We start from the raw sequence: 26,004 nt of genomic DNA on the forward strand, positions 1-26,004 counted from the left end.
CCCGAGCCGAAACGGCCCGGGCGTGCCGCCCTAAATAGGTCCCCGCTGACGCTTCGGCCCTCCAAGCGAAGCGTCACGTGAACCCAATGGCTACGTGAACTTAAGCGTGCCGGGGGCGGCAGCAATCCCCTGTCCAATCGGTCAGTTGATGCGGACGCAGTCGGTCGATCCGCTGGGACGCTGATTCGTCGTGTATTGGGACGCTGATCCTCTGGAGCGGCGAATCACCGACGCACTCTCGACCGGCCGATCCTCACTGCTTTGCCGGATGGTCGGCACGCAGGTGCGAGTTCCCGGGGCCGTGCAGGCGCTCGCGGAGGGTACCGCTACCGCGTGACCCGCCGTCGTCATCGTCGGTCGTCGAGAGGAGTCCGCGTTCGCGAAGTTCCGGAACGACCAGATCGACGAAGTCCTGGAGCGAATCGGGACGGACGACCTCCTTGACGTTGAATCCGTGGACGCCGACCTCCTCGTGCCAGTAGGCCAGTTCGTCGGCAACCTCGCTCGGCGTGCCGACGATCGTCGGGGACGTGGTTCCAAGTCCGCAAAACTGGGCGACCTCACGAACCGTCCACTCGCGGTCGGGTTGGGACTTCGTGAACGCGTTCATCGTTCCCTGGATCGCGTCGGTCTCGATGTGTTCGACCTTCTGGTCGGGATCGAGTTCGGAGAGGTCCATGTCGAGGAATCCGGACAGCAGCGCCAGCGTCGCATCGACGTCGACGTGGTCACGGTACGCGTCGTGTTTCGCCTCGGCGATCGCCTCGGTCTCGCCGACGATCGGGACGACGCCGATGAAAAAGCGCAGGCCCCCGGGATCACGACCGTGGTCGGCTGCGCGGGACTTCACGTCCGACATATACTCCCGGATCCCCTCCTCGGTGGGCTGGCTCGCGAAGACGGCCTCGGCGTTCGCGGCCGCGAACTCCCGCCCGCGGTCGGAGGAGCCGGCCTGGTAGATGACCGGCGTGCGCTGCGGTGAGGGCTCACAGCCGTGCGGGCCTGGCACCGAAAAGTGCTCGCCCTCGTGGTCGATCGCATGGACCTTCTCGGGGTCGGTATACCGGCGCGCCTCGCGATCGATCTCGACCGCGTCGTCCTCCCAGGAGTCCTCCCAGAGGGCGTAGCAGACGTCGAGAAACTCGTCGGCACGGTCGTAGCGCGTTTGCTTGTCCATCCGCTCCGCGAGCCCGAGGTTCTCCGCAGCCGACTCGAGGTAGGAGGTCACGACGTTCAACGCCACGCGGCCGTCGGTGAGATGGTCGAGCGTACTGAACTCGCGGGCGAGCTGGTAGGGGTGGGTGTAGGTCGTCGATCGGGTGATCGCGAAGCCCAACTCGTCGGTGACCTCGGCCATCGCGGGCACGACGAGCTGTGGATCGTTGGCCGGCGTCTGGACCGCCTTGTGGACGGCGGTCTCGCGATCGTCGCCGTAGACGTCGTAGACGCCGCGGACGTCGGCGAAGAAAACCGCGTCGAACCCGCCGCGTTCGGCCGTTCGCGCGACCTCGGTCCAGTATTCCCGGTCCGTATATCGGTGTGACTGGTCGCCCGGGACCGTCCACGAACCCGGCGAGACGTGTTCTACCGAGTTCATCGTGAAGAGGTTGAGGTGGATACCCTCGGACATACCGCTTGCTACCACCTCGACGTGTAATAGCCCGTAGGTAGTGGCGGGGTTTGTGGCTACCTCGGACCGGTCACGGTGTCCGGTTCGCGACGATCGCTAGTCCGTCAGCCCGTAGCCACGCCGGAACAGCGCGACGTCGATCAGCACGACGCCGGCGGTCAGCCCCGACAGCACGACCAGCGAGAACCGCGGGTCGACCTCGGCGGTTCCCAGGAAGCCGTACCGAACGCCGTTGACCATGTACACCATCGGGTTCACGAGCGAGACGTCGCGCAACAGCGGTGTGAGGTCCTCAAGCGAATAAAAGACCGCCCCGAAGAAAACGAGCGGCCGGAGGATGAACTGATTCATCACCGTGAGGTCGTCGAAGTCGGTCGCGACGAGTCCGCCGATGACGCCGAAGCTCGCGAACAGCAGCGTGATCACGATCATAAAGGCGAGCAGATAGACCGGCTCCTCAACGGGGACGGGTCGATAGAGTCCGGAGATGATCCCCCAACCGATGACGCCGATCAGGCCGCCGACGATCAGGCCTCGGGTCGCCGCCGACAGGATGTACGCCCAGACCATCCCGGTGTACGACAGCGGCGAGGTGAGAACCTCGTGAATGTACTCGTTCCACCGGCCGTGGAAGATCGAGAAGGAGGCGTTCTCGAAGCTGTTCGAGACCGCTCCGAGCACGATCAACCCGGGAAGGATGAACAGGATGTAGGGGACGTCCGCGATCGTCCCGACGCGCTGGCCCAGGATGACGCCGAAGACCGAGAAGTAGAGCACGTTCGTGATGAACGGCGGCGCGAACGTGTTCCGGGGTCGCCGGATGAACCGGAGGATCTCCCGCTTCGTCAGCGTGAGGAAGCCGGTGAGGTCGATCCGTGAGTCCTCGGTGGCCATTATCGCCCTCCCTCCCGGTCGACTGACCCGCCGACCGACCCGCCATCCCCGATCAGGGGTTCGACTTCGGATTCGGCGTCGTCGGTGCCGGAGTCCTCAGCGTCGGTGCCGGAGTCTTCAGTGTCGGTGCCGGAGTCTTCAGTGTCGGCACCGTCGCCATTAACGTCGGCACCGGCAGCACGTTCGATGTCGCCCGCATCGTCGGCGTCGGCGGCAGTATTTTCCGCGCCACCGCCGGTCGCCTCCGCCTGGCGTGTGAGGTCGACGAACACCTCTTCGAGGGAGGTCCGTTTGATCTCCAGATCGAGGATCTCGTGGCCGGCGCCGTCGAGTTCCCGGACGAGGTCCGGCGCGACCAGCCCGCCCCGTCGAGCGGTCACGACGAGGCGGTCGTCCTCGGCGGTCACCTCGTCGACGCGATCGTCGTCGCTTCTGACCGAGGCGGCGATCGTTTCGAGGGGTGCGGCGTCGTCCCGCAGCGTGACGACGATCCGGTCGTTGCCCCGGTCCATCAGCTCCTCGGGGGAGGCCACGGTCACGACCTCGCCCGAATCGAGGATCGCGACCTCGTCGCACAGCCGCTCGGCCTCCTCGATGTAGTGGGTGGTGAGCAGGATCGTGGTTCCGCGGTCGTTGAGGTCGGTGACGAGGTCCCACAGGTCCCGCCGCAGCTGGACGTCGACGCCGGCGGTCGGCTCGTCGAGGATGAGCAGGTCCGGCTGGGTCACGAGCGCCCGCGCGAGCATGAACCGGCGCTTCATCCCGCCGGAGAGCCAGTCGAACCGCGTGTCGCGTTTGTCCCAGATCCCGACCTCCTTAAGCGCCTCGTCCGCGCGCCGGCTGGCTTCCTCGGGCGGAACGCCGTGGTAGCCCGCCTTGTGCTCGAGCACCTCGCGGATCGGGAAGAACCGGTCGACGTTGAACTCCTGGGGCGCGAGCCCGATCCGGTCGCGGGCCTCCCGGTAGTCGTCCTCGACGTCGTGGCCGAAGACGGACGCCTCCCCGCCCGACGCCCGGACCAAACCGACCAGGACGTTGATGAACGTCGTCTTGCCCGCCCCGTTCGGGCCCAACAGGCCGAAGAAGGAGCCCTCGGGCACCGACAGCGACACCCCCTGCAACGCCTCCACGTCCCCGTAGCTCTTGCGGAGATCGTGGATCTCCAGCGCGTTCGTCATACCCGGATCGACGCCGTGCGCGTGGTTAAACGCCGCGAACGCCGCCCTCCGTGGGGATGTTCGACACTCGCCACGTTTCGGATTCGACCAAGCGGGAGTCGGTCGCTGACCAATCTGGCACCTATATGGCGTGAAAAATGTGGTAGACGGTCCGGAGAGGGGGATCCCATATATCGATGCCATCATTCCAATGGAGGATCGTTGTAACTACTTTCTTATTAAATATATTATATTATGCTGCTAACGAACCGTTGGAATCGGGCGAGGTACCGCTAGAGTTTTCAGACTGTTTCCTAATAGGAATCGTATGCCTAATAGGAAAGAGTCGATCTCGATAGAGTTGCGGTATCCGTTTCCGGAGGAACGGGTGTTCCGATATCAGGCAATGCAGGACGTCCTCGACGTGCTCATCGACCAACCGTATGCGGCGTACTCGATGACCGATCTCGCGACCGTCACGGGGGCAAATAAAGGAACGATCTCGAAGGCGGTCAGGCTGCTGTCCGAACTCGAGATCGTCGAGACGACGCGGGACGGGCGGACCCAGAAGGTCCGGATCAACCGTGACCGGCTCACGAAACCGGACCCGATTCTCTCGATCCCGCAAAGCGAGTTTCACCGTCCAATTCGAGCATTCCTGCAACGAATCCGGGACGAGTTGGATGAGTTGGTCGGAGTCGTCCTGTTCGGCAGCGTCGCTCGGGGTGAGGCGGACAGGGTCAGCGACATCGATCTGTTAGTGATCGTCGACGACGACAAGACGGCAGCTCGTCGGACCATCCAGGCGATCGTCAGCGATCTCGAGGACCACCGGTTCGAGGGGAACCGATACACGTTCCAGCCGCTCGTCGAATCGACTGACAGCGTTCGACGAATCGGTGACCAGCTCCGCCCCCAGTTCGACGCCGGGATCACGTTGATCGGCTCCGACCAACTCTCCGAGCTTCGGACCGAGGTGTACACGGATGAATGACGATATCCGAGACCAATTGGTCGACGCCGAGCGGACCTTCGAGGGCAGTCCCGGAACGATCGAGGAGGGGTTGGATGTGGACGACGCGGAGTTGGTCCAACTTTGCCGTGCATGCCGGCTATTGGACGTCGGAGCAAATCTCCCCGAACGAGGGTACTACACGGTCGTGATCGAGTCGGCGTTCGTCGCCATCGAGCGAACCATCCAGTTCCGGTTGATCCACGACGGGGCGATGTCTCCCGAGGAGGTCATCAGTAGCCACCGACGGCTCTACCAACGTGGTGCCGAGATCGGTCTTTATGACGACACGTTCGGGGACGACCTCGCCGAGCTGTGGACCCGGAACCGAACGAAGACCTACTACAGGCTTGGCATCGCAACGAAGGAACAGGCCGAGGCGATGTACCGGCTTGCCGACGACATTCACCGGCACCTCGTCGATATGACTCGGGTATCATACGAGTGTCTCTGTCAAGGCTAACTGATGGATACTCAATAGATAGGTGCCGGCCACTGATCCACTGGTAGAACGGACACTCTGTCGGCTCGGCCGTCGGACTTCGGATCTGAGAGTACGAGCTCCGTTGAAATCCTCCGTAGTCGATAGCTTGCAACGCCCTCAATCGCTCAGTACAGACGACTTACTAATTGCATCCTTTAAATTCAGACTCAGATGGCATATCTCTAAATCTACCGTCTGTTCCAATACGAACAGTTACTGAATAACAGTCTCCGCCTTTCGTCGGATACGTTCTCTCTATCGAATCCTCTCCATCATTGAGCGTAGCAGAAATTGTGTAGTTTCGGGGTTCGGTCGGCAATCCGCCGTCCTGTGTAATAACAGGCTGTTCCTCTTCTGCTGGGGGGACTGCTGTACTGGCATCGTAGTGTATGTCTTCTGATGATTGGACCTGTACTCGAACAGTGTGGGAACGATCGCTCCTATTTAATAATACGATCTCGCCGATACGAGTTTGAGGCTGCTGACGGCGAGCGGAACAACCTGCAAGGGAAGGTAGACCGGCACTCAACCCGACGAGGAACGTACGACGGGGCGGGGACATAACTGTCGAAACGGTCTCAATCGTGTAATGTCTTCCTATTTATAAGAAATTAAACTGATAATTATCGAAGTATATATACTATACCTTGTGTGAAATATAATATAACTATTGAGTTTGTAATTCTGGTGATTCTGCAGAAACAGATAGCTGTTGGCTTTGCGTACTATCGATATGAATTGTCAGTACGATCGATCGTGGAGCAGGGTCCGCACCTCGTCCATCCGGATATACGTCAGCTATATTCTGATACGTATATCTGCCTGCGGGGAGACAGGCAGACACAGTAGCAGCGGTATACACGGAATACCGTTCTGTAATGTTATCTGATGGATCAATAGTATTATATTTGAGAATACTTTGGATAGATCGAGTTCCGTCTTCGGGAAAGCGCCAACAGTCATCCCCAGTTTGTACGGGATCGCTCCATGGGCCGACGTCGGTGTCTGGGTCGATGATGAGTTTGTCTGCCCACGTAGGATTCTCCTCAGAGCCGGTATCTGAAATCATCAGCGCGGGGCCCATACCGGTTGTGATAGCCTCAGGCCCTCTGTTTGCGAGTGTCGCTTCAAAACGAGCTGGTGTGTCAGCTGATTGTTGGGAGAGCATCTCGGCATTGAAACTCAGATTTTGGATTTGTTGGTCAAGAGTCGATGTCGGAGATTGCGTTTCGCTCGCAGTTCCATCCGCAGATGATGGCGTCTTCCCGTCAGATCCGGATGACGACAAACACCCTGCGAGTCCACAGGCCGTAATGCCAACTAACTGGAGAGCTGAACGGCGCGAGCGGGAGTACGACATAGTTCAGGTACATCTTACAACTGTACATGTCTTGTGATGAGACTGTACTGCACGATCGTCACACTCCTCCCATCTGTCTTTTTATATAATGAATATATGCCCTATATATTTCATATATTCCAGAAATATGTGAATTATAATAATTCACCGTAAAATAAGAGAAATCTTCAGCAATCGATCGTTTCACCTCTTTCGTGTTCGCCAAATCGGCTTTCAACGAAGCCGATCCACGTCGCCACGCACCCGGATCCGCACGCTTTAGCGGCACCACGCCCTCGATCGGGTATGGACGTACTCGAGGTCGCCGCCGACGCGGTCGCGACGGGGCCGGTCTGTGACGCCTGCCTCGGCCGGCTCGTCGCCGACCGGAGCTTCGGGCTCACCAACGCCGATCGCGGACGCTCGCTGCGGACGGCGCTGGCGCTCGCCCGCGACGAGCCCTTCGAACCACCCGAGCCGGACGACTGTTGGGTGTGCGAGGGTCGCTGCACCGAGTTCGACGACTGGGCCGACCGCGCCGCGGCGGCCGTGGAGGGGATCGCGTTCGACACCTACAACGTGGGCACCCGAGCGCCGCCGCTGATCGAGGAGAACGACCGGTTCCTTCGGGAGGAATGCGGGCTCGACCCCGACGCCGGCGAGGCGTTCAACTCCGAGTTCAACCGCGAGGTCGGCAAGCGCGTCGGGCGGCTGACGGACGCCGAGGTCTCCTTCGACCGGCCACACGTCCAGTTCACGATCGATCTGGCCGAGGACCGGATCGACGCGAAGGTCAACTCCGCGTTCGTGTACGGACGCTACCGGAAGCTGGAGCGCGACATCCCGCAGACCGAGTGGCCCTGCCGGGAGTGTCACGGGTCCGGCCGTGACGGGCGGGAGCCCTGCGAGCACTGTGGCGGGACCGGTTACCTCTACGAGCACAGCGTCGAGGAGTACGTCGCCCCGATCGTCGAGGACGTGATGGACGGGACCGACGCCGTCTTCCACGGCGCCGGCCGCGAGGACGTCGACGCCCGGATGCTCGGCACCGGCCGGCCGTTCGTGGTCGAGGTCGAGGAGCCGCGTCGTCGCCGGGTCGACGTCGAGCGGCTCGAGTCCGACGTCAACGCCTTCGCGGAGGGGGCCGTCGAGGTCGAGGGGCTCCGGCTCGCCACCTATGAGATGGTCGAGCGCGTCAAGCAGCTCGATGCCTCCAAGCGCTATCGGGCGTTCGTCGCGTTCGATGAGGCCGTCGACCCCGAGGACCTCCGCGCAGCCGCCACGGAGCTTGAGGGGTCCACGATCGAACAGTACACGCCGAACCGCGTCGACCACCGGCGGGCCTCTCTGACGCGCGAGCGCGAGGTCTACGACGTCACCGTCCACGAGTCGCTTGCGGACCTCCCGGACCGTTCGGATCCCACGGACGGCACCTCGGTGGACGACACGATCGACACCGCCGTTCCGAGATCGCGTGCAGAGGAGGCGCTCCCCGATTTCGATCCCGACGATCCCCGCCACGCGATCGTCGACATTCACGGCGAAGGTGGACTCTACATCAAGGAGCTCGTCTCGAGCGATGAGGGCCGTACCGAGCCGAGCCTCGCCGGTCTGCTCGATGTCGGGGCCACGGTGATCCACCTCGACGTTCTCGCCGTGGCGGGCGAGGAGGAGCCGTTCGCCGCTGACGACTACTTCCTCGATCCGGAACCCTGACGCCGCCCCGACCATCCCGGACAGACGGATCCATCCCGACGTTGGTCGTTCGACGAAGCCGTGTGCCACCGCGGAGAACCGCCATCCGGCAGCAGCTTTATGCCCTTGTTTCACAACCACACAGGTACCGAATGAGTCGCGCACACACGATCGCGAACGTGTCCGGTGAGATCGACGGCGACGAGGCGTTGACGCACAACGTCTCCGCCGCCGCCGCGCTCGCGGACGTGGTACGGACGACGCTCGGGCCCGTCAGCCGCGACAAGATGGTCGTCAGCAACGGCGAGGTGCTGGTGACGAACGACGGGTCCCACATCGTGGACCGGCTCGACGTCGAGGCGCCGGCCGCGCGGATCGTCGCCGACCTCGCCCGTGCACAGGGCGTCGATCTCGGCGACGGTGCCACGTCCGCCATCGTCCTCGCGGGCGCCCTGCTCCGGGAGGCCGAACCCCTGCTCGAGGACGGTCTCCATCCGACGACGATCGTGAACGGCTACACGGCCGCGGCCGACCGCGCCAGGGAGCGGGCGGCTGCGGTTGCCGACTCGCGGCGCGTCGACGATGAAGAGGCGCTCCGAGACGTCGTCGCGACCGCGATCACCGGACGGTGGGACGCGGAGCGAACGGCCTTCCTGTCGGCCCTCACCGTTCGCGGCTATCGGTCGACGCTGACCGGCGACCGCGACGGAACCACCCGATCCGAACGCCTGACGATCCAGCGCGCGCCGGGCGGGGAGACAACTGACTCGGCGCTGATCGACGGGCTCGTCGTGGACACCGGCCGATCCTCGACGTCGCAATCGGACGTGCCGGCGGCCCTTCCGGACCGGCTCTCGGATCCGCGGATCGCGATCGTCGACGACGAGATCGCCCTCGAACCCGACGGCTCCGCGGCACGGGTCTCGATCGAGACCGCCGACCAGCGTCGACGTCTTCAGGAGTTCGAATCCGAGGCCTACGACGAGATCATCGAAACGCTTCGCGGGCTCGAGGTCGGCGTGCTCTTCACACAGAAGTCGATCGACGACCGACTCCGGTCCCGGCTTGCGCAGGCGGGCATCGTGTCCGTCGAGCGAACCCGACAGGACGAGATCCACAAGCTCTCGCGCGCGACCGGCGCGGAGCCGGTGATGCGGGTCGACGACCTCACGTCGGCAGCCCTCGGACGCGCGGACCTGGTGGAGCGTCGCTCCCTCGGCGGGTCGACGTTCGTGATCGTTCGTGCTGCAACGTCCACGCAGACCTCGTTGCTCCTCCGGGGCAGCCCCGAACACGTCGTCGAGGAGACCGAGCGCATCGTCGCCGACGGGCTCCGCCTGCTCGAGGGGTTCGGCCGCCGGCCGGCGCTGCTTCCGGGCGGTGGAGGGGCCGAAATCGCGCTTGCCCGTGACCTTCGCGAGTGGAGTCCGACGATCCACACCCGCGAACAGCTCGCGGCCGGTCGGTTCGCCGACGCGCTCGAGACGATCCCGGCCGCGCTCGCGCGAAACGCCGGCGCCGACGCGCTCGAGATCGTCCTCGAGCTGCGACGACGACACGATGCGGGCGATCGATCCGTCGGCTTCGACGCGACCACCGGAACGGTGACGGACGTTCTGGACGAGGGCATCGTCGATCCCCTTCCGTTGAAGGCGCGGATCATCTCCAACGCGACCCAGGCGGCGTGTGCGATCCTCCGGATCGATGGGATCATCCGGATCGCCGGGTCGATCGGTGACGCCGGACCTCACGACGCGGATGGGCTCGAAGGACACGACCACGATCACGGAAGCGGTGGCGGTCACCAACCCTCCACCCACGGGTATCCGTGGGCGATCGGCCACTGACGGTTCGAGTTCCCGTGGACGGGCCGAGGTCCTACTGAGGACCACTCATCGATCGATCGTCAGTCAGACGACCCCGACCACGATCCGGGCGAGGCCGAGCGCGGCGAGCGCGCCCACGAGGTTCACCGCGGCGTACCAGCCGGCACGCAGCCGCCGGCCCGCCTCCCACAGCCGCACCGTCTCGACGGAGAACGAGGAGAACGTGGTGTAGGCGCCGCAGGCGCCGGTGCCGACGAGAAACTGGACCGACGTGCTCGCGCCGGCGAACGCCACGAGTCCGAGGACGAACGAGCCGACGACGTTGACGGTGAACGTTCCGTACGGGAGGTCGCGATCGCCCAGACGGGCCGCAACGACCGAGCCGGTTCCGTGACGGAGTAGTGCCCCGACCGCAGCCCCGAGCCCGACGAGCAGCGATGGGTCGACCATCCCCGTCTCACCCCTCCGTGACCGTCATCGCGGCCGATCGACCCAGGAGCACGGCGATCGCTCCGAGCCCGTAGTTGGCGACGACGTTGCCGGCGCCCAGGAGGGGCGCCGACTGCATCGTCTCGAGCGCGAACGTGCTGTAGGTCGTGAACGAGGAGAGGAATCCGGTCGAGAGCACGTATCCCGTCTCCTCGGACAGCGTCCCCGCGAGCTCGGCCTCGTAGGTCAGGAACCCGAGCGCGAGACAGCCGAGGACGTTGGCCACGAGCGTGCCGCCTGGCGCGGCGACCACGCCCGCGATCGCGTGTCTGAGGGTGCCGCCGACGAATCCCCCGATCGCGATCAGCAGCGCAACCTCCATCGTCCGGCCCCATCCGTTTCCCGCGAACATATCACCGAGAGTGGGTGGAACGTACATACCTCTACCGACGGAGCGAACGGTTCACGGTGGGCGGTCCCACGCACCGATAGAGTAATGTGTCAGATGTCCGTAGGTCTTTGTGGAATGATGACAACCAACACGAAACGTGGCATCGCGGATCGGTATCGGGGTGATGCTGATGGTGTATAGCGTCCTGGGAATGGGCCTACTGTTCGTGGGCGGGGTGCTCTTCGTCAACGGGCTGTGGCTGTTGGGATACGGTTCCGACGACGACGTCGCCGTATTCAACTTTCTGACCGGGTTGATCACGTTCCTGATCGTCCTGTATTGGGCCTTCGGCGGCGACGCCTCCCTCGGAACGCCGTTCAACGCGGCCGGAACGATGCTCTTCTCCTTCACGTACCTCTGGATCGGCGCCAACGCGTATCGGGGCATCGAGGACCAGCGATCGTTCGGGTGGTACTGTTTCTTCGTCGCGCTCACGGCGATCCCAACCGGATACCTCGTCCTGCTCACTGGCGACGTCGGATTGACGGGACTGTGGTGGGTGTGGGCGGTCCTTTGGGCGGCGTTCTTCGTGCTGCTCGGGCTCGAGCGCGATGAGTTCACTGCCCCGGTCGGCTGGTTCACGGCGGCGACCGGTGTTCTCACCGCCGTCGCCGGGTACCTGATGGCCGCCGGCTACTGGCCGTGGGGGTGATCGAACGTCCACGTTTTACGGCAATATTCCGTGTTCACCGCTACCAAACCTCTAAGTACGATTCACGAGTAGACACGGACGGGTCATATGGCCCACGATACCAATGCCCGAGGTAAAGTTCGAAGTCGACGTCGACAGTCCCCCTGACGAACAGCCCGGTGCCAACCCGTTCAACCGGTGGCACCCAGACATCCCCGCCGTGGTCGAGGTCGACCCCGGCGAGACGGCCCGTCTCGAAGCCCTCGACTGGACCGGCGGCCAGATATCCGACAACGACGACCCGAACGAGGTCCGCGACGTGGACCTCAATCAGGTCCACTATCTGGCCGGTCCCGTCCACGTGAACGGCGCCTCACCGGGTGACCTCCTGAAGGTGGAGTTCCTCGATATGGGGCCGCTCAACGGGCGCTCGGAGTTCGGATTCACCGGCACCTTCTCCCAGCAGAACGGCGGCGGGTTCCTCACCGACCACTTCTCGAAGGCGGCGAAGTCGATCTGGGACCTCGACGGCTATACCGTCTCCTCTCGACACGTTCCCGACGTCCGGTATGAGGGCAAGATCCATCCCGGACTCGCCGGATGTGCCCCCAGCCAGGAGCTCCTCGAAGAATGGAACGAACGAGAACAGGAGCTCATCGACAAACACGCCGAGGACCCCGAGTCCATCCCGAACCACCCGACCGGCGAGGCCGAACCCGGCGTCGCGAACCCGCCGACGAAGGACGGCGCGCAGATGGGCGAGATGGATCCCGAGGAAGCCGACGCGGCCGCCGAAGAGGCTGCCCGAACGGTACCGCCGCGTGAACACGGCGGCAACCACGACATCAAGGACCTCTCGATCGGCTCCACGGTCTACTTCCCGGTCTACGTCGACGGCGCCAAGTTCGGCATCGGCGACTTCCACGCCTCCCAGGGCGACGGGGAGATAACCTTCTGTGGCGCCATCGAGATGGCGGCCTACGTGGACCTCAAATTCGAGGTGATCGAGAACGGGATGGAGGAACACGGGGTTTCCCATCCGATCTTCGAGCCCGGCCACCGCGGGCCGAACTTCGAGAATTACGTGACGTTCTGCGGCTACTCGGTCACCGAGGACGGCGAGCAGAAGTACATCGACTCCCACACCGCCTATCGGCGGGCCTGTCTGCAGGCCATCGACTACCTGAAGAAGTTCGGGTACACCGGCCAGCAGGCGTTGCACATCCTCGGCACGGTCCCGATCGAGGGTCGCCAGAGCGGCGTCGTCGACGTGCCGAACGCGTGCTCGACGCTGGCGCTGCCGACCGGCGCCTTCGAGTTCGACCTCTCGCCCGGCAGCCTCGGAAACGCCGAGGACCGCGGCAACCTGGTCGTCACCGACGATCCGCTGAGGTGATCCATCGGCTGCTCCCCTCGAAAGCGGCTCACTCGCGATCCGCGACACGATCGACGTCGTCGACCGCGTCGTGGATCGCGGCCGTCAACGCGGCGATATCCGCTCGATCGGCCTCCTTCTGATCGTCTTCCGTCCGATCGCCATCTGCACGGTCGTCTTCCGTCCGATCCACCCCATCCGTGAGCTCATGCTGCCGCGCGGCCGCCTGCAGGGCCAGCCGGACGACGTCGTCGGTGTCAACCACCGTGTGGCCGATCCGGTCGTTCAGGTCGTCACGGATCGCGCTCAGGGTGTTTCGCGTATCCAGCGACATCGACACCGAGGTCCGGAACGCGTGGGTCGTCTCCTCGTGAAGTCGTCGTGCCTGCCGTTCGAGGTCGTCAGCCGTGTCGGCGTCGGTCATACGGTGAGTCTCGCCGGGCAGCCTCTTAAACGTCCCCGCGCTTCCGGCGTCGATCGGGCGTGGCGCCGCGGATCCGTGTCGCGATCCCCGGGACGTTTTTTCGGCTGCGGATCCCACACCGGGTATGAGCGAGATCTCACTCGCGATCCCGCAGGGTGTCATCGACGGCCTCCCCGAGGACAGCCAGGCGACGAAACAGGACGTCCAACGGGCGGTTTCCGGGATCGAATCCCGGTTGAACGCCGAGATCGAGGCGGCGGAGGGGACCGCCGAGGCGGCGAGCATCGTCGTCGACGCCGTCGAGTTCCTCGAGGACCGGATGGAGCGATACGACTCGTTCGTCCCGGAGCTGCGTGCGTGGGGGCAGTCGCCGATCTACGCCATCACCTGGCGCAACCTGTACGCGGAGCTGATCGCGCAGTTGTACGACCACGAGTGGCTCGCCGAGGAGCTCGACCGCGAGCGGAACTACCGGATCGTCGAGGACGGGATCCGATTCGGCGGTTGACATCCTCCCCGCCCTGAGGGCGGGGTTTGAGTATTGAATCCTCCATAACCGACGACGTCCACCGCCCGTATTTAAGCATCCACCGGCCCGTGATCGGGTATGGAACTCGAGTTGCGGTTCTTCGCCACGTTTCGGGAGGCCGCCGGGTCGAAGACGGTTCACTACGAGGTCGACGGCGACGATGTGATCGTCGGCGACGTGCTCGCGGCCCTCGAGGAGGACTACGAGGGAATGCGCGGGCGCCTCATCGAGGATGGGGCGCTCGCCCCGCAAATAAACGTCCTGAAGAACGGTCGCGAGGTGCTGCACATACAGGGCCTCGAGACGCCGCTTTCGGCCGGGGACACCCTCTCGATCTTTCCACCAGTCGCCGGCGGGATCGATGAAGTCCCCGAAGGCGCGGACGAAACCGACGCGACCGATCGTCGGGAACGGTCCTACAGAGGGATCTCGCGACGGTTGGCGGCCCACTACCTCCGGAACCTCGGCGGGACCCTGGTCGGCACCGACGATCCGGTCGAGGCGACTCGGGTCGAGGGCGACGGCTGGACGGCGGAGTTGTCGGCCGATACGGTGGCCATCGGCGGCTCCCTGACGCTCACCGAGGTGACGATCGGCTTCACCGGCGATCCGTCGATCCTCGACGACCTGATCGAACGGTTCTCACAGAAGGCGATGCGGGCGGGCGGATGACGCCGGACCGATCGTCGCCCGATCGAACGACCTCCACGGACGTTGAGGGGGCTACACCGGCTGATGCGGAGGGATCCGACTCCGGATCGGATGCCGATTCCGACTCCGAGTCCGGATCCGACCCCGACTCCGGGTCGGATCCCGGTGAGGCCGCCGACGAGCTCCCGTTCGATGGAACCGTACTGGTCCAAGCCGGGGCCCTCGCGAGCGTCCCGCTCTCACGGCTCCCCGGGATCCTCCGACCGCTTCAGCGCCATCTCGGCGATCGGATCGACCAGTATCGACGCGAGTACGAGCGGGTCCTCCGGGAACCCGACCGGGAGTTGTTCCTCGTCGATCCGTCACACTGGGACGTCCTTGCGTCCGACGTCGGGCTGGACGACCGTGCGCGTGACGCCGCCAGACGAACCCACGAGGCGCAGCTGACGCGGTCCGGATCCGTGCACGACCGACGCGCGGAGTTCGAGGCCGCCCTGGAGATCCGGTCCGTGGTCGTGATCGGGGCCGACGACGACTGAGACGCGGCGGGACCCTCCGACTCCGATACGGCTTTCAGCCGCCCCGTTGGAAGGTGGGTGTATGCACGCGGATTTCCGGACGGGAGCTCGCGACGTGATCCCCGTTCTGCTCGGGGTCGCTCCCTTCGCGACGGTCGTCGGGATCGCCGCGATCGACGCCGGATTGACGCCGATGCAGGCGATCGGGATGTCCCTGTTCGTCTACGCCGGATCCTCACAGCTCGCCGCGATCGAGCTGCTCGGGGAGACCGCGCCGATCGTCGTCGTGGTCTTCACCGCGATCATCATCAACCTCCGAATGGTGATGTACTCGGCGTCGATCGCACCGCATCTGGCCGACTATCGGCGTCGTACCCGCGCCTTCCTGGCGTATTTCCTCACCGACCAGGCGTACGCGCTCTCGTTGACGGCCTACGAGAACGACGCGGTTGACGACGAGCGATGGTACTACCTCGGCGTCGCAACCCCGATATCGATCGTCTGGATGGTCTGTACCGTGATCGGCGTGGTTCTCGGCGCGGGGATCCCCGAATCCTGGGGGCTGTCCTTCGCGGTCCCGCTCGTGTTCCTGGCGATCCTCGTACCCGTGATGAAGGATCGTCCGCGAACCGTCGCCGCCGCCGTGTCGGGGGTCGTCGCGGTGGCGCTCGCCGGCGCCCCCTTCAACCTCGGCCTGCCGATCGGCGCCGTGGTTGGGATCTGTGCCGGCCTCCTCACCGAGGTGATCCGAAACAGATGACCGAACACTCCCCGGTCGCGATCTGGGCAGCGATCCTCCTCATCGGCGTCGCGACCTACCTGATCCGGCTGTCGTTCATCCACCTGTTCGGCCGGATCGACGACGTTCCGCCGGCTCTCGAGCGCGCGCTTCGGTTCGTCCCGCCCGCGGTCCTCGCCGGGCTCGTCGCCCCCGCGGTGATCACCGTCGGCCCGACGCTCGAGGCGACGATCGTCGACGAACGGCTCCTCGCCGCGGTCCTCGCGGGCGCCGTCGCCTGGCGGACCGAGGACATGTTCGCCACGATCGGCGCCGGGATGGTCGCGTTCTGGGTCCTGCGGTTCGTCGTTATGTGACCACTCTCTCCCGTGCCTCCGATTCACCTTTGAACCGCGTCGACCCCCGATCGTTTTCACGGCTCCGGCCGATCCCGCACGTATGTACGACGAGATACTGCTTCCGGTCGCTCCCGACGGCGACACGTCACGGGCGGTTCCACACGTCGTGACGCTTGCGGAGCGCTATGACGCCCGCATTCACGTCCTGGCGATCGTCGACACGCTCGAGGAGGCGCTCGGCGACCCCCAACTCGAGACGCTCACCCAGCGCCTCGAAACCGCGGCACACGACCGCGTTCACGAGGTCCGATCCGAACTCGACGAGCGAGGGATCGACGCCGACGCCCACGTCCACCGCGGCACGCCCCACGAGGCGATCCGAGCCACGATCGACGACCTCGACGTCGACCTCGTGGTGATGCCGACCCACTCCCGGGAAGGGCTCGAACGGGTCCTGCTCGGATCGGTGACGGAACGCATCATCCGACAGTCACCGGTCCCGGTGTTGTCGGTCCCGATGGAGTGACGTCGACCGTGCGTGCGTTCCGACTCGCGTACGACGGGCGGCCGTTCTCCGGGTTTCAACGCCAGCCCGACATGCCCACGGTCGAGGACGCGATCTTCGACGCGCTCGAGGGGCTCGGCGTCGCCGACCTCCCCCGTGAGCGGTCCGGCCGGCGTCCCCGTCCACCCGGCTACGCGGCCGCCGGCCGGACCGACGCGGGCGTCTCCGCCGCCGCCCAGACGATCGCCTTCGAGGCCCCGTCGTGGCTCACGCCGCGCGCGTTCAACGGACACCTCCCGAAGCACGTTCGGGCGTGGGCCGCCGCCGACGTGCCGGCCGACTTTCACGCAACCCACGACGCGACCCGGCGAACCTACCGGTATCACCTGTATGCACCCCCCGCGGAGTCGGACGGCGACACACCGTCGACCGAACCGACCGCACCGACCACGCGGACCGCGCCGACCGCGCCGGCAGTCGACGATGAACGGGTTCGGGCGGCGCTCGACCGCCTCACCGGCGAGCACGACGTGCACAACCTGACGCCGGATACCGACGGAACGATCCGGTCGATCACGGCACGTGCTACCCGAACCGGCGACGTGCTCGTCCTCGAGGTCGCCGCAGACGGGTTCCCGCGCGAGTTCGTCAGACGGCTCGTCACGCTCGTCCGCGCGGTCGGAACCGGGGACGCGTCGCTCTCGCGGGTCGATCGCGTGCTCTCGCCGGATCCGGTCGCTGGTCCCGAGGGGGTCGGCCCTGCTCCGCCGACGCCGCTCGTGCTCTGGGACGTTGCCTACGAGGAGGTCACTGACTCCGGAGACGGCACCGACACCGATGGAGACGCCGTCGACGGCGACGACCGCCGGAATACCGCGATCCGGTTCGATCCCGATCCCGAGGCGATCGACAGCACGCGGACGGCGTTCGCCGAGGAGCACGTCACGGCGCGACACGCCGCCGCGATGACCGCCGCGGTCCGGCGGCGAGTCGGATCGGACCACTGAAGCGCTACGTTCAAGTACGCCCGCTGGAAACGCCAGCGTGCACGCGCCGTTGGTCCAGTGGTAGGACATTAGCTTCCCAAGCTAATAGCCCGGGTTCAATTCCCGGACGGCGCACTCCCTGCGGTCGTGCGCCGTCCGACGTCCCGTTCGCTTCGCTCACGGGACTCCCGGACGGCGCATTTTCCGAACGGAGTGCGGACGATCGACGGGAGGGAATTGCTACCCCTGCCAGTCGCAACGTCCGAGCGACGCGTGTATCGCCGGGACGTCGATCGGCGTCAGGTGACGGCTGTCGCGGCCAGCTGCGGTGCCCGGTCGGTTGCGCGACGCCTAGTTCGAATCCGGCTTCGGATCCCGATCGTCCCGTTCGTCCGCCCCGCGGACGGCGGTCTCTGCGCGGCGCATCACCTCGCGGATCGGGAGGCCGGTGTCGGCGGCGACGGCGGCGGCGTCATCGTACTCGGCGCTGACGTCGTAGACGTCGCCGTCGGCGGTCGCGCCGAGCTTGACCGTCACGTCGTGGGCCGTCCCGTCGATCTCGATCGTGACCGATCGGAACGAGCGGTCGGCGATCCACCGGTGGGTCGCGGCGGTCTCGCGGATCCCCAGGGTGCCGGTCTCACGGGCGAGCCGTTCGGCGACGGCGTCGGCGTCGGCGGGCGGACAGATGACCGTGACGAGGTGTCCGGGACGGGACTTCTTCATCGTCGTGGGGACGATCGTGACGTCTCGCGCGCCGGCGGCCGAAAGCGTCTCCTGCAGTCCGCCGAGGACCTCGGGCGGGACGTCGTCGAGGGTGGTCTCGAGGACGGTGACCGCGTCGTGGGTTAACCGTGGATCGTGGCCGGACTCGGAGTGTGTGGTGTCGGCGTCGACGTCGGGATGGTGGGTGTGGTCGTGATCGTGGGGGGCGTAGTCGTGATGGCTGTGACCGTGATGGCTGTGGTCGTGATGACCGTGTCCGTGGTCGTACTCATCGACCACCGTCCCCCCGATCGTTCGCAGCACGTTCGGATGATCGGGGAAGGAGGCGGTTCCGGCGCCGTATCCGGCGGTCTCGACGGAGAGGGCGGGCAGGGAGTCTACGGGGTCGGCGACGGCGCCGAGGATCGCGGCGCCGGTCGGGGTCAGAAGCTCGGCGTCGACCGGACCGGCGGCGAGCGCGAGACCGGCTCGCTCGGCGATCTCGACGACCGCGGGAGCAGGAACCGGATAGACGCCGTGACTCATTCGAACCTCGCCGCCGCCGGCCGCGATCGGACCGGTGAGCACCCGGTCGACCCCGAGGTCGGCAAGCAGCAGGCACGCGCCGACCACGTCGGCGACCGCGTCGTCCGCGCCGACCTCGTGAAAGTGCGTCTCCGCGAGGGCGGTCCCATGAACGGCTGCCTCGCCCTCGCCGAGCAGTTCGAAGGCGGCGAGCGCGTTCGCCTCGACGTCGGCGGGGAGGTCCATCGACTCGAGGAGGTCGACGACCTCGGGATACGTTCGGTGGACGCCGGCACCCTCCGCGTGTTCGTCACCGTGCTCGGAGGTGTGGTCGTGTGAGTGGCCGTGGGAGTGATCGGAGGTGTGGTCGTGTGAGTGGCCGTGGGAGTGATCGGAGGGGTGGTCGTGTGAGTGATCGTGATCGGGGGAGCCATCGTGGTCGAAGCGGTCATCGTGGCTGCCGCCAACATCACCCTCCTCGTCCGTCAGCAGAACGTCGACCGTCGTCGCCCGGATCCCGTTTTTCGTCGTCTCGTCGACGACGAACCGAACCGGAAGCGCCGCCTCCAACGGTTCGAGGACGGCTGGATCGGCGCCGGCCGCGATCAGGGCGGCACAGATCATGTCGCCGGCCGCACCGGTCCGACCGTCGAACGCGAGCGTGTCCATACGAATTCGACGGCGGCGCCGCGTAAAGAGCCTCCCGCTCGTCGACGCGCCGACCGGCCTCCCGATAGCAGAAAAAAGGCACGGAGGCGACGGGGTTTTGTATCCCCTCCACATACCGTGGGATATGATGACACACGACCGAGTTCGTGTGACCGTCGGATCGCCCGGAGATCGGCCGCGATCGACGGGAGCAACAGGCTTAACCCCGAACCGCGAAGAATCACGGATACCCCCCGCGAGTCAATCATGAACGAAGTTCAACTCGAAGTGGCGAAGGCGTACCCGAACGACTCGGGTCGCGGAATCGCCAGACTCGACCCCGACACGCTGTTACATCTGAAACTCTCCCCCGGCGACATCATCGAGATCGATGGCGCCGAGACCACCGCCGCGAAGGTGTGGCGCGCCGATCGTCAGGACTGGAACACCGACACCGTCCGGATCGACGGGTTCACGCGACAGAACGCGGACGTCGGCATCGGCGAGCGCGTCACCATCCGGAAGGCGGAGGCGGAAAAAGCCGACAAGCTGGTGCTGGCACCGCCCGAGGAGGCGTCGGTGCAGTTCGGATCCGACGCCGCCGGGATGGTCAAACGCCAGATCCTCAAGCGGCCGGTCGTCGAGCGCGACATCGTCCCCGTGATGAGCTCGACGAATCATCCGTTCATGCGCTCGCCCGGCCAGGCGATCCCGCTCATCGCGGTGGAGACCGAACCGGAGGGCGTCTGTCTGATCACGGAGGACACCGACGTCGAACTGCGCGAGGAGCCCATCTCGGGGTTCGAGAAGGCCGGCGGCGGCATCACCTACGAGGACATCGGCGGCCTCCAGAACGAGATCCAGCGCGTCCGGGAGATGGTCGAGCTCCCGATGAAGCACCCGCAGATCTTCAAGAAGCTGGGCATCGAGCCGCCACAGGGCGTCCTGCTGCACGGCCCGCCCGGAACCGGCAAGACGCTGCTCGCGAAGGCGGTCGCCAACGAGACGTCGGCGTCCTTCTTCTCGATCGCGGGCCCGGAGATCATCTCGAAGTACTACGGCGAATCCGAACAGCAGCTCCGGGAGATCTTCGAGGACGCCAAGGAGGAATCGCCCTCGATCGTCTTCATCGACGAGCTGGACTCGATCGCGCCCAAACGCGAGGACGTCACCGGCGAGGTCGAACGCCGGGTCGTCGCACAGCTGCTCACGATGATGGACGGGCTGGAGACGCGCGGTCAGGTGATCGTCATCGCCGCGACCAACCGCGTCGACTCGGTCGATCCGGCGCTGCGCCGTCCCGGCCGCTTCGACCGCGAGATCGAGATCGGCGTGCCCGACGAGGTCGGCCGCAAGGAGATCCTCCAGATCCACACCCGCGGAATGCCGCTGTCGGACGACGTCGACATGGACGGGCTGGCCGACGACACCCACGGCTTCGTCGGCGCCGACATCGAGAGCCTCACGAAGGAGGCCGCGATGAAGGCGCTGCGTCGCTACCTTCCCGAGATCGACCTCGACGAGGAGGAGGTCCCGCCGAGCCTCATCGACCGGATGATCGTCAAACGCGATGACTTCGCCGGCGCGCTCAACGAGGTCGAACCCTCGGCGATGCGGGAAGTGCTCGTCGAGCTGCCGAAGATCTCCTGGGACCACGTCGGCGGGCTCGACGAGGCCAAACAGCAGATCGAGGAGGCGGTCGAGTGGCCGCTCTCCTCGCCCGAGAAGTTCGACCGGATGGGCGTCGAGGCGCCCAAGGGCGTCCTGCTGTACGGACCGCCCGGCACCGGCAAGACGCTGATGGCGAAGGCCGTGGCCAACGAGACGAACGCCAACTTCATCTCGGTGCGGGGCCCGCAGCTGCTCTCGAAGTGGGTCGGCGAGTCCGAGAAGGCGATCCGCCAGACCTTCCGGAAGGCCCGGCAGGTCTCGCCGACGATCGTCTTCTTCGACGAGCTCGACTCGCTTGCGCCGTCGCGGGGCCAGGAGATGGGCAACAACGTCTCCGAGCGCGTCGTCAACCAGCTGCTTACCGAGCTCGACGGGCTCGAGGAGATGGAGAACGTGATGGTGATCGGCGCGACCAACCGGCCGGACATGATCGACACGGCCCTGCTGCGGTCCGGCCGCTTCGACCGGCTCGTGATGGTCGGCCAGCCCGACGAGGAGGGCCGCGAGCAGATCCTTCGGATCCACACGGCCGACACCCCGCTGGCTCCGGACGTCAGCCTCCGCGAGGTCGCCGAGATCACCGACGGCTACGTCGGATCCGACCTCGAGGGGATCACCCGCGAGGCGGCGATCGAGGCGCTACGGGACGACGACGAGGCCACGGAGGTCGAGATGAAGCACTTCCGGCGCGCCATGGAGTCGGTCCGGCCCACGATCACCGACGACATTATGGCCTACTACGAGGACGTCGAACAGCAGTTCACCGGCGGCCAGCAGGCCCTCGGCGAGCGCGGCGGGAGCGGCCGCATCGGCTTCCAGTGACCTCCGACGGCTACGAACTACGTTCGGGCGCGTTCTCACACGCGGAGGAGCGTCGAACCGCCTAAGTACGCGCACACCCGATTCCCGGGTATGAGTTACCGGCCGTCCTGGCTCACGTTCGGACGCTATGCCGCCGTGACGACGGCAATGACGACGATACTCGTTGCACTCGGCGTCTACACGTCCGGCACCGGGTCCGGGCTTGCCTGCCAGGCCCAGTGGCCGCTGTGTTCCGACCAGTTGATCCCGACGCTGACGATCAACCCGGACTTCATCGAGTGGTTCCACCGCGTGTGGGCGATGGTCACCGGCTTCCTGATCATCGGCCTCGCGGGGTGGACGTGGATCGACGACGTCCCGCGCCGGACGCGGATCGCGGCCACGCTCGCGGTGGTGATCCTCCCCGTCCAGATCCTCGTCGGCGCGGTCACGGTGACGATCGGCGGCCTGGTGCCGGGCGGATACACCGTCTCGACGCACGCCGCCCACCTGATCGTCGCGCTGCTGATCGTGACCCTGCTCGGAGTGGTGTTGCTCGGTCGGGACGGTCCCGGAGCGAAACGGGACGGTCCCGAGCGGCTCCGGATCGCGGCAGGCATCGGGATCGGCGGCATCCTCCTCGGCGCGCTCTTCTCACGGGCGGTGCCGCTCGTGACCTACTCGCCGGGCGCACAGGCTGCGTTCTACCTATGGTCGCTCGTCGGGTTTCTCGGTCTCCTCGCGCTGGCTCTCCGGACGCCGGCGACGACGATCGCCGACCAAACCGCCCGTCGAGTGCGGACGCTGGCCGCCGTCGCGCTGGCCGCGCTGTTCGTGACCCTCCTGTTGGGTCGCGACCTCGTGATCTACCCCGGGTTCTGGGAGGGCGTCAACCGACTCCTGTTGGCGGTCGTGGTGGTCGCCACCGCCGCGGCGGGATGGACGCTTGCTAGGGCCGACCGGCCGCCCGAATCGGAGTCCGGGTCAGTCGGCGGCGCCGCCTCGCGGGGCGAGTGAGTCCCGGATCAGGCGAAATCGCCGAGCCCGAGCTGGTCGTCGTCATCGTCGGCCGCGGCATCGTCCGCCGTGTCGTCATCCGCCGCGTCCGACGTGGCGTCGTCCGAGGAGTCGCCGGTGGCGGCGCCGTCGTCGGTCGGTCCCGAAGGGTCGGCGTCCGCCTCCATATCCCGGTCCGGGACCCCGGCGAAGGCACCGGCGGCGTGTTCCTCGAGCAACTCCTCGCGGCGGTCCTGGGCGTCCTCGACGATGGACGCGACCTTGTTCGTCGACTCGCCGGAGCCGGTGATGGCCGACACCCCGGCGACATCGAGGTCGTAGGCGGCGGCCATCCGGACGGTCAGATCCCGGGGCGAGCAGTGGTGGGTCATCGCGGCGAGGAAGGGGAGGACCTGCAGCCGGGCGATCGCCATACTGCAGCCCTCGGCGGCGGCGATCCGTTGGACGATCTCGTCGACGGTCGCGTCCGAGGAGGGCCAAAACTGCGGTCGTCCCCAGCGCGTCCAGCCGCCGGCGGTGCCGTCGCGGGCTGCGGCGACGCCTGCGGCGGCGTTGTCGGTGACGTATCGCCAGTAGGAGTAGTCCTGCGTGGCGCGGACACGGCCCAGCCAGACGTCGGCGTTCGCGAGAAAGTCGTAGGCGCGCGTGGCCTCGGCGGCGTCGTAAGTCTTCAGGAGATTGCCCTCGATCCATTTCGTGAGGTCGTCGGGCGTCTCGTCGACGGCGTAGGCCGACTCGAGCGCCTCCTGGGCATCCTCCTCCTTCAGGACGGCGTCGAGAAACGGGAAGATCCCAAGCGACCGATCCCGGTCGCCGGTGACCACGTCCGCGAGCTCGATCCGGTCGCGCCCCTCCGCGATCGCCTGAAGGTCGTTGACGGCACCTCGGAGGTCGCCGGCGTTTTGCTCGGCGATCCGCTCGAGCGCGTCGGACTCAAAGGCGACGTCCTCCCGCCGACAGATGTCGCGCAGGACGGGGACGATCGACCGCGCGGAGACGTCCCGGAACTCGATCTCCTGACAGGCGTTCCGGAGCCCGCGGGACATCTCGTAGTAGTCGTTCGCGATGAGGACGATCGGCTGGCCCGCCTCCTTCACGAGGTCGGTGATCGCGGAGGCACCCCCCCGGTCGTAGTTGCCGTGAATGTTGTCGGCCTCGTCGACGATCACGAGCTGGCGGCTCTCGGTGTCGCCGCCGGCCGCGCCGCCGCCGGCCGCGCTGCCGCCCAGAGTGGCGTTCTTGGCCGCCCGGCCCGCGAAGCGCTCGATCACGTCCCCGGTCCGCTTGTCGGAGGCGTTGAGCTCGACGGTCTCCCACCCGCGGTCGGCCGCCAGCGCGTGGGCCGCGCTCGTCTTGCCGATCCCGGGGCTGCCGTGGACGACCACCGCCTCGCGGTGGTCGTCCCACGTGTCGGCCCACTCGGAAAGCGCCGAGACCGCCTCGTCGTTGCCGCGCACCTCCGAGAGGCTCATCGGGCGGTACGTCTCCGTCCAGTCGCTCATTGTCGAGGCAAGGGGGGAGGTGCGGTTAGTGGTTTCGGAGCGGCAGGATCGGCATATCCGATGACGGGCCCACGGTGGAGGCCAGTCGGATCGGACCGGCGAATCTATTATGACCGAGATCATATGATCGTATGCATAATAATCGACCGGGAGCGCGAACTCGAGTGGCTGCGGACCCGCCTCGCCGGCGACAGTCGGGAACTCCTGGTCGTGTACGGACGACGGCGCGTCGGGAAGACGACGCTCGTCACGGCGGCCCTCGAGGAGCTCGAAGCCGGGACGGTGTACTTCCTCTGTGACCAGCGCGGAACGCGGGCGAACGCCCGGCGGTTCGCGTCCAGATGTGCGGAACGGTTCGACGACGTTCCGCCCGACGTCGACGGATTTCCGGACGCGTTTCGATACCTCCGCGACCGGATCGAGGGTTCGTTCGTCGTGGCGATCGACGAGTTCTCGTACCTCGTCGAGGCGGACGAGACGGTGCCGTCGGTGTTCCAAACGGTGGTCGACGACGTCCTCGCCGGAACCGACGTTTCGATCGTGCTGTTGGGCTCATCGATCTCGATGATGGAGGAGGGAGTCCTCAGCTACGAAAGTCCGCTGTACGGACGGCGAACCGGCCAGTGGCGGCTCGAACCGCTGCCGATCGCGAGCGCGAGGCAGTTCTTCCCCGAGTACGGCCCCGACACGATGATCCAAACCTACGGGGTGGTTGGGGGGATCCCCGCGTACCTCGAACAGTTCGAGGCCGACCGTGACCTCCTCGAGAACGTCGAACGGCACATCCTCTCGAAGGGAGCGTTTCTTCACGAGGAACCTGAGTTCCTCCTCCGACAGGAGCTTCGAGAACCTGCGACGTACCTGGCGATCCTCGAGGCGATCGCCGGCGGCGCGACGCGGGTGTCCGAGATCGCCTCAGTCATCGATCGGAACGCGAGTGGCCTCTCACGGTATCTCAAGAACCTCGCGGAGTTGGCGATCCTCGAACGGGAGACTCAGGTCACCGATCCGGACGGACGTGGCGTCTATCGACTGACCGACGAGTTCCTCCGGTTCTGGTTCCGATACGTCTCGCCGAACCGGGCGACGCTCGAACAGGGACACACCGGATCCGTACGGGAGACGATCGCCGAGACGATGCCGACGCACACGAGCGTGACCTTCGAGGAGGTCTGCCAGCAGGCGACGCTGCTACCGGCCTTTCCCGTCCCGTGTTCCCGGGTCGGTCGGTGGTGGGACGGCGAGGATGAGATCGACGTCGTCGGCCTCGATCCCACGAGCGAGACGGTGCTCCTCGGGGAGTGCAAATGGACCCGCGATCCCGTCGGCCCCTCGTTGCTGTCCCAACTCGAGGCGCTCGAACCCGAGGTCCGGTGGCGCGGACGGGACCGAACCGCCCGCTATGCGCTGTTCGCCCGCTCGGGGTTCACGGACTCGATGCGGGAGATCGCGCGTGACCGGGCGGACGTCGAGCTGTACACGCCGGCCCGGCTGTTCGACCTGTTCGATCGGTGACCGGGAG

The 26,004-nt window shown here is 65.9% G+C and carries 23 protein-coding genes, 1 tRNA gene and 1 pseudogene; 17 read left to right on the forward strand and 8 right to left on the reverse strand.

The features are described from left to right. Window positions 1–253 precede the first annotated feature (253 nt). The 3 genes from BLW38_RS07815 to BLW38_RS07825 form a co-directional block, all read right to left on the reverse strand. Window positions 254–1,630: an LLM class flavin-dependent oxidoreductase gene (locus BLW38_RS07815; RefSeq protein WP_092816673.1), complete on the reverse strand. Its 1,377-nt coding sequence runs from the start codon at window positions 1,628–1,630 to the stop codon at window positions 254–256. A gap of 96 nt (window positions 1,631–1,726) precedes the next feature. Continuing rightward, entirely contained in the window at window positions 1,727–2,524 is a 798-nt protein-coding gene (locus BLW38_RS07820) for an ABC transporter permease (protein ID WP_092816675.1), read from the reverse strand. Continuing rightward, on the reverse strand, window positions 2,524–3,702 hold the full coding sequence (locus tag BLW38_RS07825; RefSeq protein ID WP_092816677.1) for an ABC transporter ATP-binding protein: 1,179 nt from the start codon (window positions 3,700–3,702) through the stop codon (window positions 2,524–2,526). The genes BLW38_RS07820 and BLW38_RS07825 overlap by 1 nt, the downstream gene beginning before the upstream one ends. A 385-nt stretch (window positions 3,703–4,087) precedes the next feature. On the opposite strand from BLW38_RS07825, the gene BLW38_RS07830 reads away from it, so the two are divergent. From BLW38_RS07830 to thsB, 4 genes are all read left to right on the forward strand, one after another. Further along, window positions 4,088–4,675 (forward strand): nucleotidyltransferase domain-containing protein, encoded by a 588-nt coding sequence (locus tag BLW38_RS07830; protein WP_092816679.1) that lies wholly within the window; start codon window positions 4,088–4,090, stop codon window positions 4,673–4,675. Further along, on the forward strand, window positions 4,668–5,156 hold the full coding sequence (locus tag BLW38_RS07835) for a hypothetical protein (RefSeq protein ID WP_092816681.1): 489 nt from the start codon (window positions 4,668–4,670) through the stop codon (window positions 5,154–5,156). Before BLW38_RS07830 ends, BLW38_RS07835 begins: the two co-directional genes overlap by 8 nt. 1,666 nt (window positions 5,157–6,822) lie before the next feature. Continuing rightward, entirely contained in the window at window positions 6,823–8,232 is a 1,410-nt protein-coding gene (locus tag BLW38_RS07840) for a tRNA pseudouridine(54/55) synthase Pus10 (protein ID WP_092816683.1), read from the forward strand. 131 nt (window positions 8,233–8,363) lie between these two features. Next, on the forward strand, window positions 8,364–10,058 hold the full coding sequence (thsB, locus tag BLW38_RS07845; RefSeq protein ID WP_092816685.1) for a thermosome subunit beta: 1,695 nt from the start codon (window positions 8,364–8,366) through the stop codon (window positions 10,056–10,058). 63 nt (window positions 10,059–10,121) lie between these two features. Here thsB and crcB read toward each other — a convergent pair whose 3' ends face one another. Beyond that, on the reverse strand, window positions 10,122–10,487 hold the full coding sequence (crcB, locus tag BLW38_RS07850; RefSeq protein WP_092816687.1) for a fluoride efflux transporter CrcB: 366 nt from the start codon (window positions 10,485–10,487) through the stop codon (window positions 10,122–10,124). Between the two features lie 7 nt (window positions 10,488–10,494). Then, window positions 10,495–10,878 (reverse strand): fluoride efflux transporter FluC, encoded by a 384-nt coding sequence (locus tag BLW38_RS07855; protein ID WP_092816856.1) that lies wholly within the window; start codon window positions 10,876–10,878, stop codon window positions 10,495–10,497. Window positions 10,879–11,047: 169 nt separating this feature from the next. Here BLW38_RS07855 and BLW38_RS07860 point away from each other — a divergent pair, with 169 nt between their 5' ends. Together BLW38_RS07860 and fmdA are read left to right on the forward strand one after the other, a co-directional pair. Beyond that, window positions 11,048–11,569, forward strand: coding sequence for an AmiS/UreI family transporter (locus tag BLW38_RS07860; RefSeq protein ID WP_218143040.1), 522 nt, complete (start codon window positions 11,048–11,050; stop codon window positions 11,567–11,569). A gap of 103 nt (window positions 11,570–11,672) precedes the next feature. Then, window positions 11,673–12,944 carry a formamidase gene (fmdA, locus tag BLW38_RS07865; RefSeq protein WP_092816689.1) on the forward strand — a complete coding sequence of 424 codons (1,272 nt, stop codon included), beginning with the start codon at window positions 11,673–11,675 and terminating at the stop codon, window positions 12,942–12,944. Between the two features lie 28 nt (window positions 12,945–12,972). Here the strand turns inward: fmdA and BLW38_RS07870 are convergent, their stop codons facing one another. Further along, window positions 12,973–13,347 carry a hypothetical protein gene (locus BLW38_RS07870; protein WP_092816691.1) on the reverse strand — a complete coding sequence of 125 codons (375 nt, stop codon included), beginning with the start codon at window positions 13,345–13,347 and terminating at the stop codon, window positions 12,973–12,975. 124 nt (window positions 13,348–13,471) lie between these two features. Between BLW38_RS07870 and BLW38_RS07875 the strand changes: the two genes are divergently transcribed. From BLW38_RS07875 to BLW38_RS07910, 8 genes and pseudogenes are all read left to right on the forward strand, one after another. Then, window positions 13,472–13,855 carry a hypothetical protein gene (locus tag BLW38_RS07875; protein WP_092816693.1) on the forward strand — a complete coding sequence of 128 codons (384 nt, stop codon included), beginning with the start codon at window positions 13,472–13,474 and terminating at the stop codon, window positions 13,853–13,855. A 99-nt stretch (window positions 13,856–13,954) separates the two neighbouring features. Then, window positions 13,955–14,233, forward strand: a pseudogene (locus BLW38_RS07880) (ubiquitin-like small modifier protein 1); the annotation flags it as partial. A 311-nt stretch (window positions 14,234–14,544) separates the two neighbouring features. Continuing rightward, window positions 14,545–15,066: a hypothetical protein gene (locus tag BLW38_RS16495; RefSeq protein WP_245710103.1), complete on the forward strand. Its 522-nt coding sequence runs from the start codon at window positions 14,545–14,547 to the stop codon at window positions 15,064–15,066. A 61-nt stretch (window positions 15,067–15,127) separates the two neighbouring features. Then, window positions 15,128–15,805, forward strand: coding sequence for an AzlC family ABC transporter permease (locus tag BLW38_RS07890; protein WP_092816695.1), 678 nt, complete (start codon window positions 15,128–15,130; stop codon window positions 15,803–15,805). Continuing rightward, window positions 15,802–16,140 carry an AzlD domain-containing protein gene (locus tag BLW38_RS07895; protein ID WP_092816697.1) on the forward strand — a complete coding sequence of 113 codons (339 nt, stop codon included), beginning with the start codon at window positions 15,802–15,804 and terminating at the stop codon, window positions 16,138–16,140. The genes BLW38_RS07890 and BLW38_RS07895 overlap by 4 nt, the downstream gene beginning before the upstream one ends. Before the next feature lie 82 nt (window positions 16,141–16,222). Beyond that, entirely contained in the window at window positions 16,223–16,648 is a 426-nt protein-coding gene (locus tag BLW38_RS07900) for a universal stress protein (RefSeq protein ID WP_092816699.1), read from the forward strand. Between the two features lie 8 nt (window positions 16,649–16,656). Further along, on the forward strand, window positions 16,657–17,634 hold the full coding sequence (gene truA, locus BLW38_RS07905; protein WP_245710104.1) for a tRNA pseudouridine(38-40) synthase TruA: 978 nt from the start codon (window positions 16,657–16,659) through the stop codon (window positions 17,632–17,634). A gap of 43 nt (window positions 17,635–17,677) precedes the next feature. Then, window positions 17,678–17,748, forward strand: a tRNA-Gly gene (locus BLW38_RS07910). Window positions 17,749–17,964: 216 nt separating this feature from the next. Here BLW38_RS07910 and larC read toward each other — a convergent pair. Beyond that, entirely contained in the window at window positions 17,965–19,512 is a 1,548-nt protein-coding gene (larC, locus tag BLW38_RS07915; protein WP_092816703.1) for a nickel pincer cofactor biosynthesis protein LarC, read from the reverse strand. 246 nt (window positions 19,513–19,758) lie between these two features. Between larC and BLW38_RS07920 the strand changes: the two genes are divergently transcribed. Beyond that, the gene (locus BLW38_RS07920) at window positions 19,759–21,984 is read left to right on the forward strand and encodes a CDC48 family AAA ATPase (protein WP_092816705.1); all 2,226 of its coding nucleotides are present in this window, start codon (window positions 19,759–19,761) and stop codon (window positions 21,982–21,984) included. 90 nt (window positions 21,985–22,074) lie between these two features. Further along, window positions 22,075–22,980: a COX15/CtaA family protein gene (locus BLW38_RS07925; RefSeq protein WP_092816707.1), complete on the forward strand. Its 906-nt coding sequence runs from the start codon at window positions 22,075–22,077 to the stop codon at window positions 22,978–22,980. An 8-nt stretch (window positions 22,981–22,988) separates the two neighbouring features. Here the strand turns inward: BLW38_RS07925 and BLW38_RS07930 are convergent, their stop codons facing one another. Then, window positions 22,989–24,482, reverse strand: a complete 1,494-nt coding sequence (locus tag BLW38_RS07930; RefSeq protein WP_092816709.1) for a replication factor C large subunit — start codon at window positions 24,480–24,482, stop codon at window positions 22,989–22,991. A 138-nt stretch (window positions 24,483–24,620) separates the two neighbouring features. On the opposite strand from BLW38_RS07930, the gene BLW38_RS07935 reads away from it, so the two are divergent. Further along, the gene (locus BLW38_RS07935) at window positions 24,621–25,997 is read left to right on the forward strand and encodes an ATP-binding protein (RefSeq protein WP_092816859.1); all 1,377 of its coding nucleotides are present in this window, start codon (window positions 24,621–24,623) and stop codon (window positions 25,995–25,997) included. Window positions 25,998–26,004 lie beyond the last annotated feature (7 nt).

Source organism: Halopenitus malekzadehii, from assembly GCF_900108505.1.
GTDB lineage: Archaea > Halobacteriota > Halobacteria > Halobacteriales > Haloferacaceae > Halopenitus > Halopenitus malekzadehii.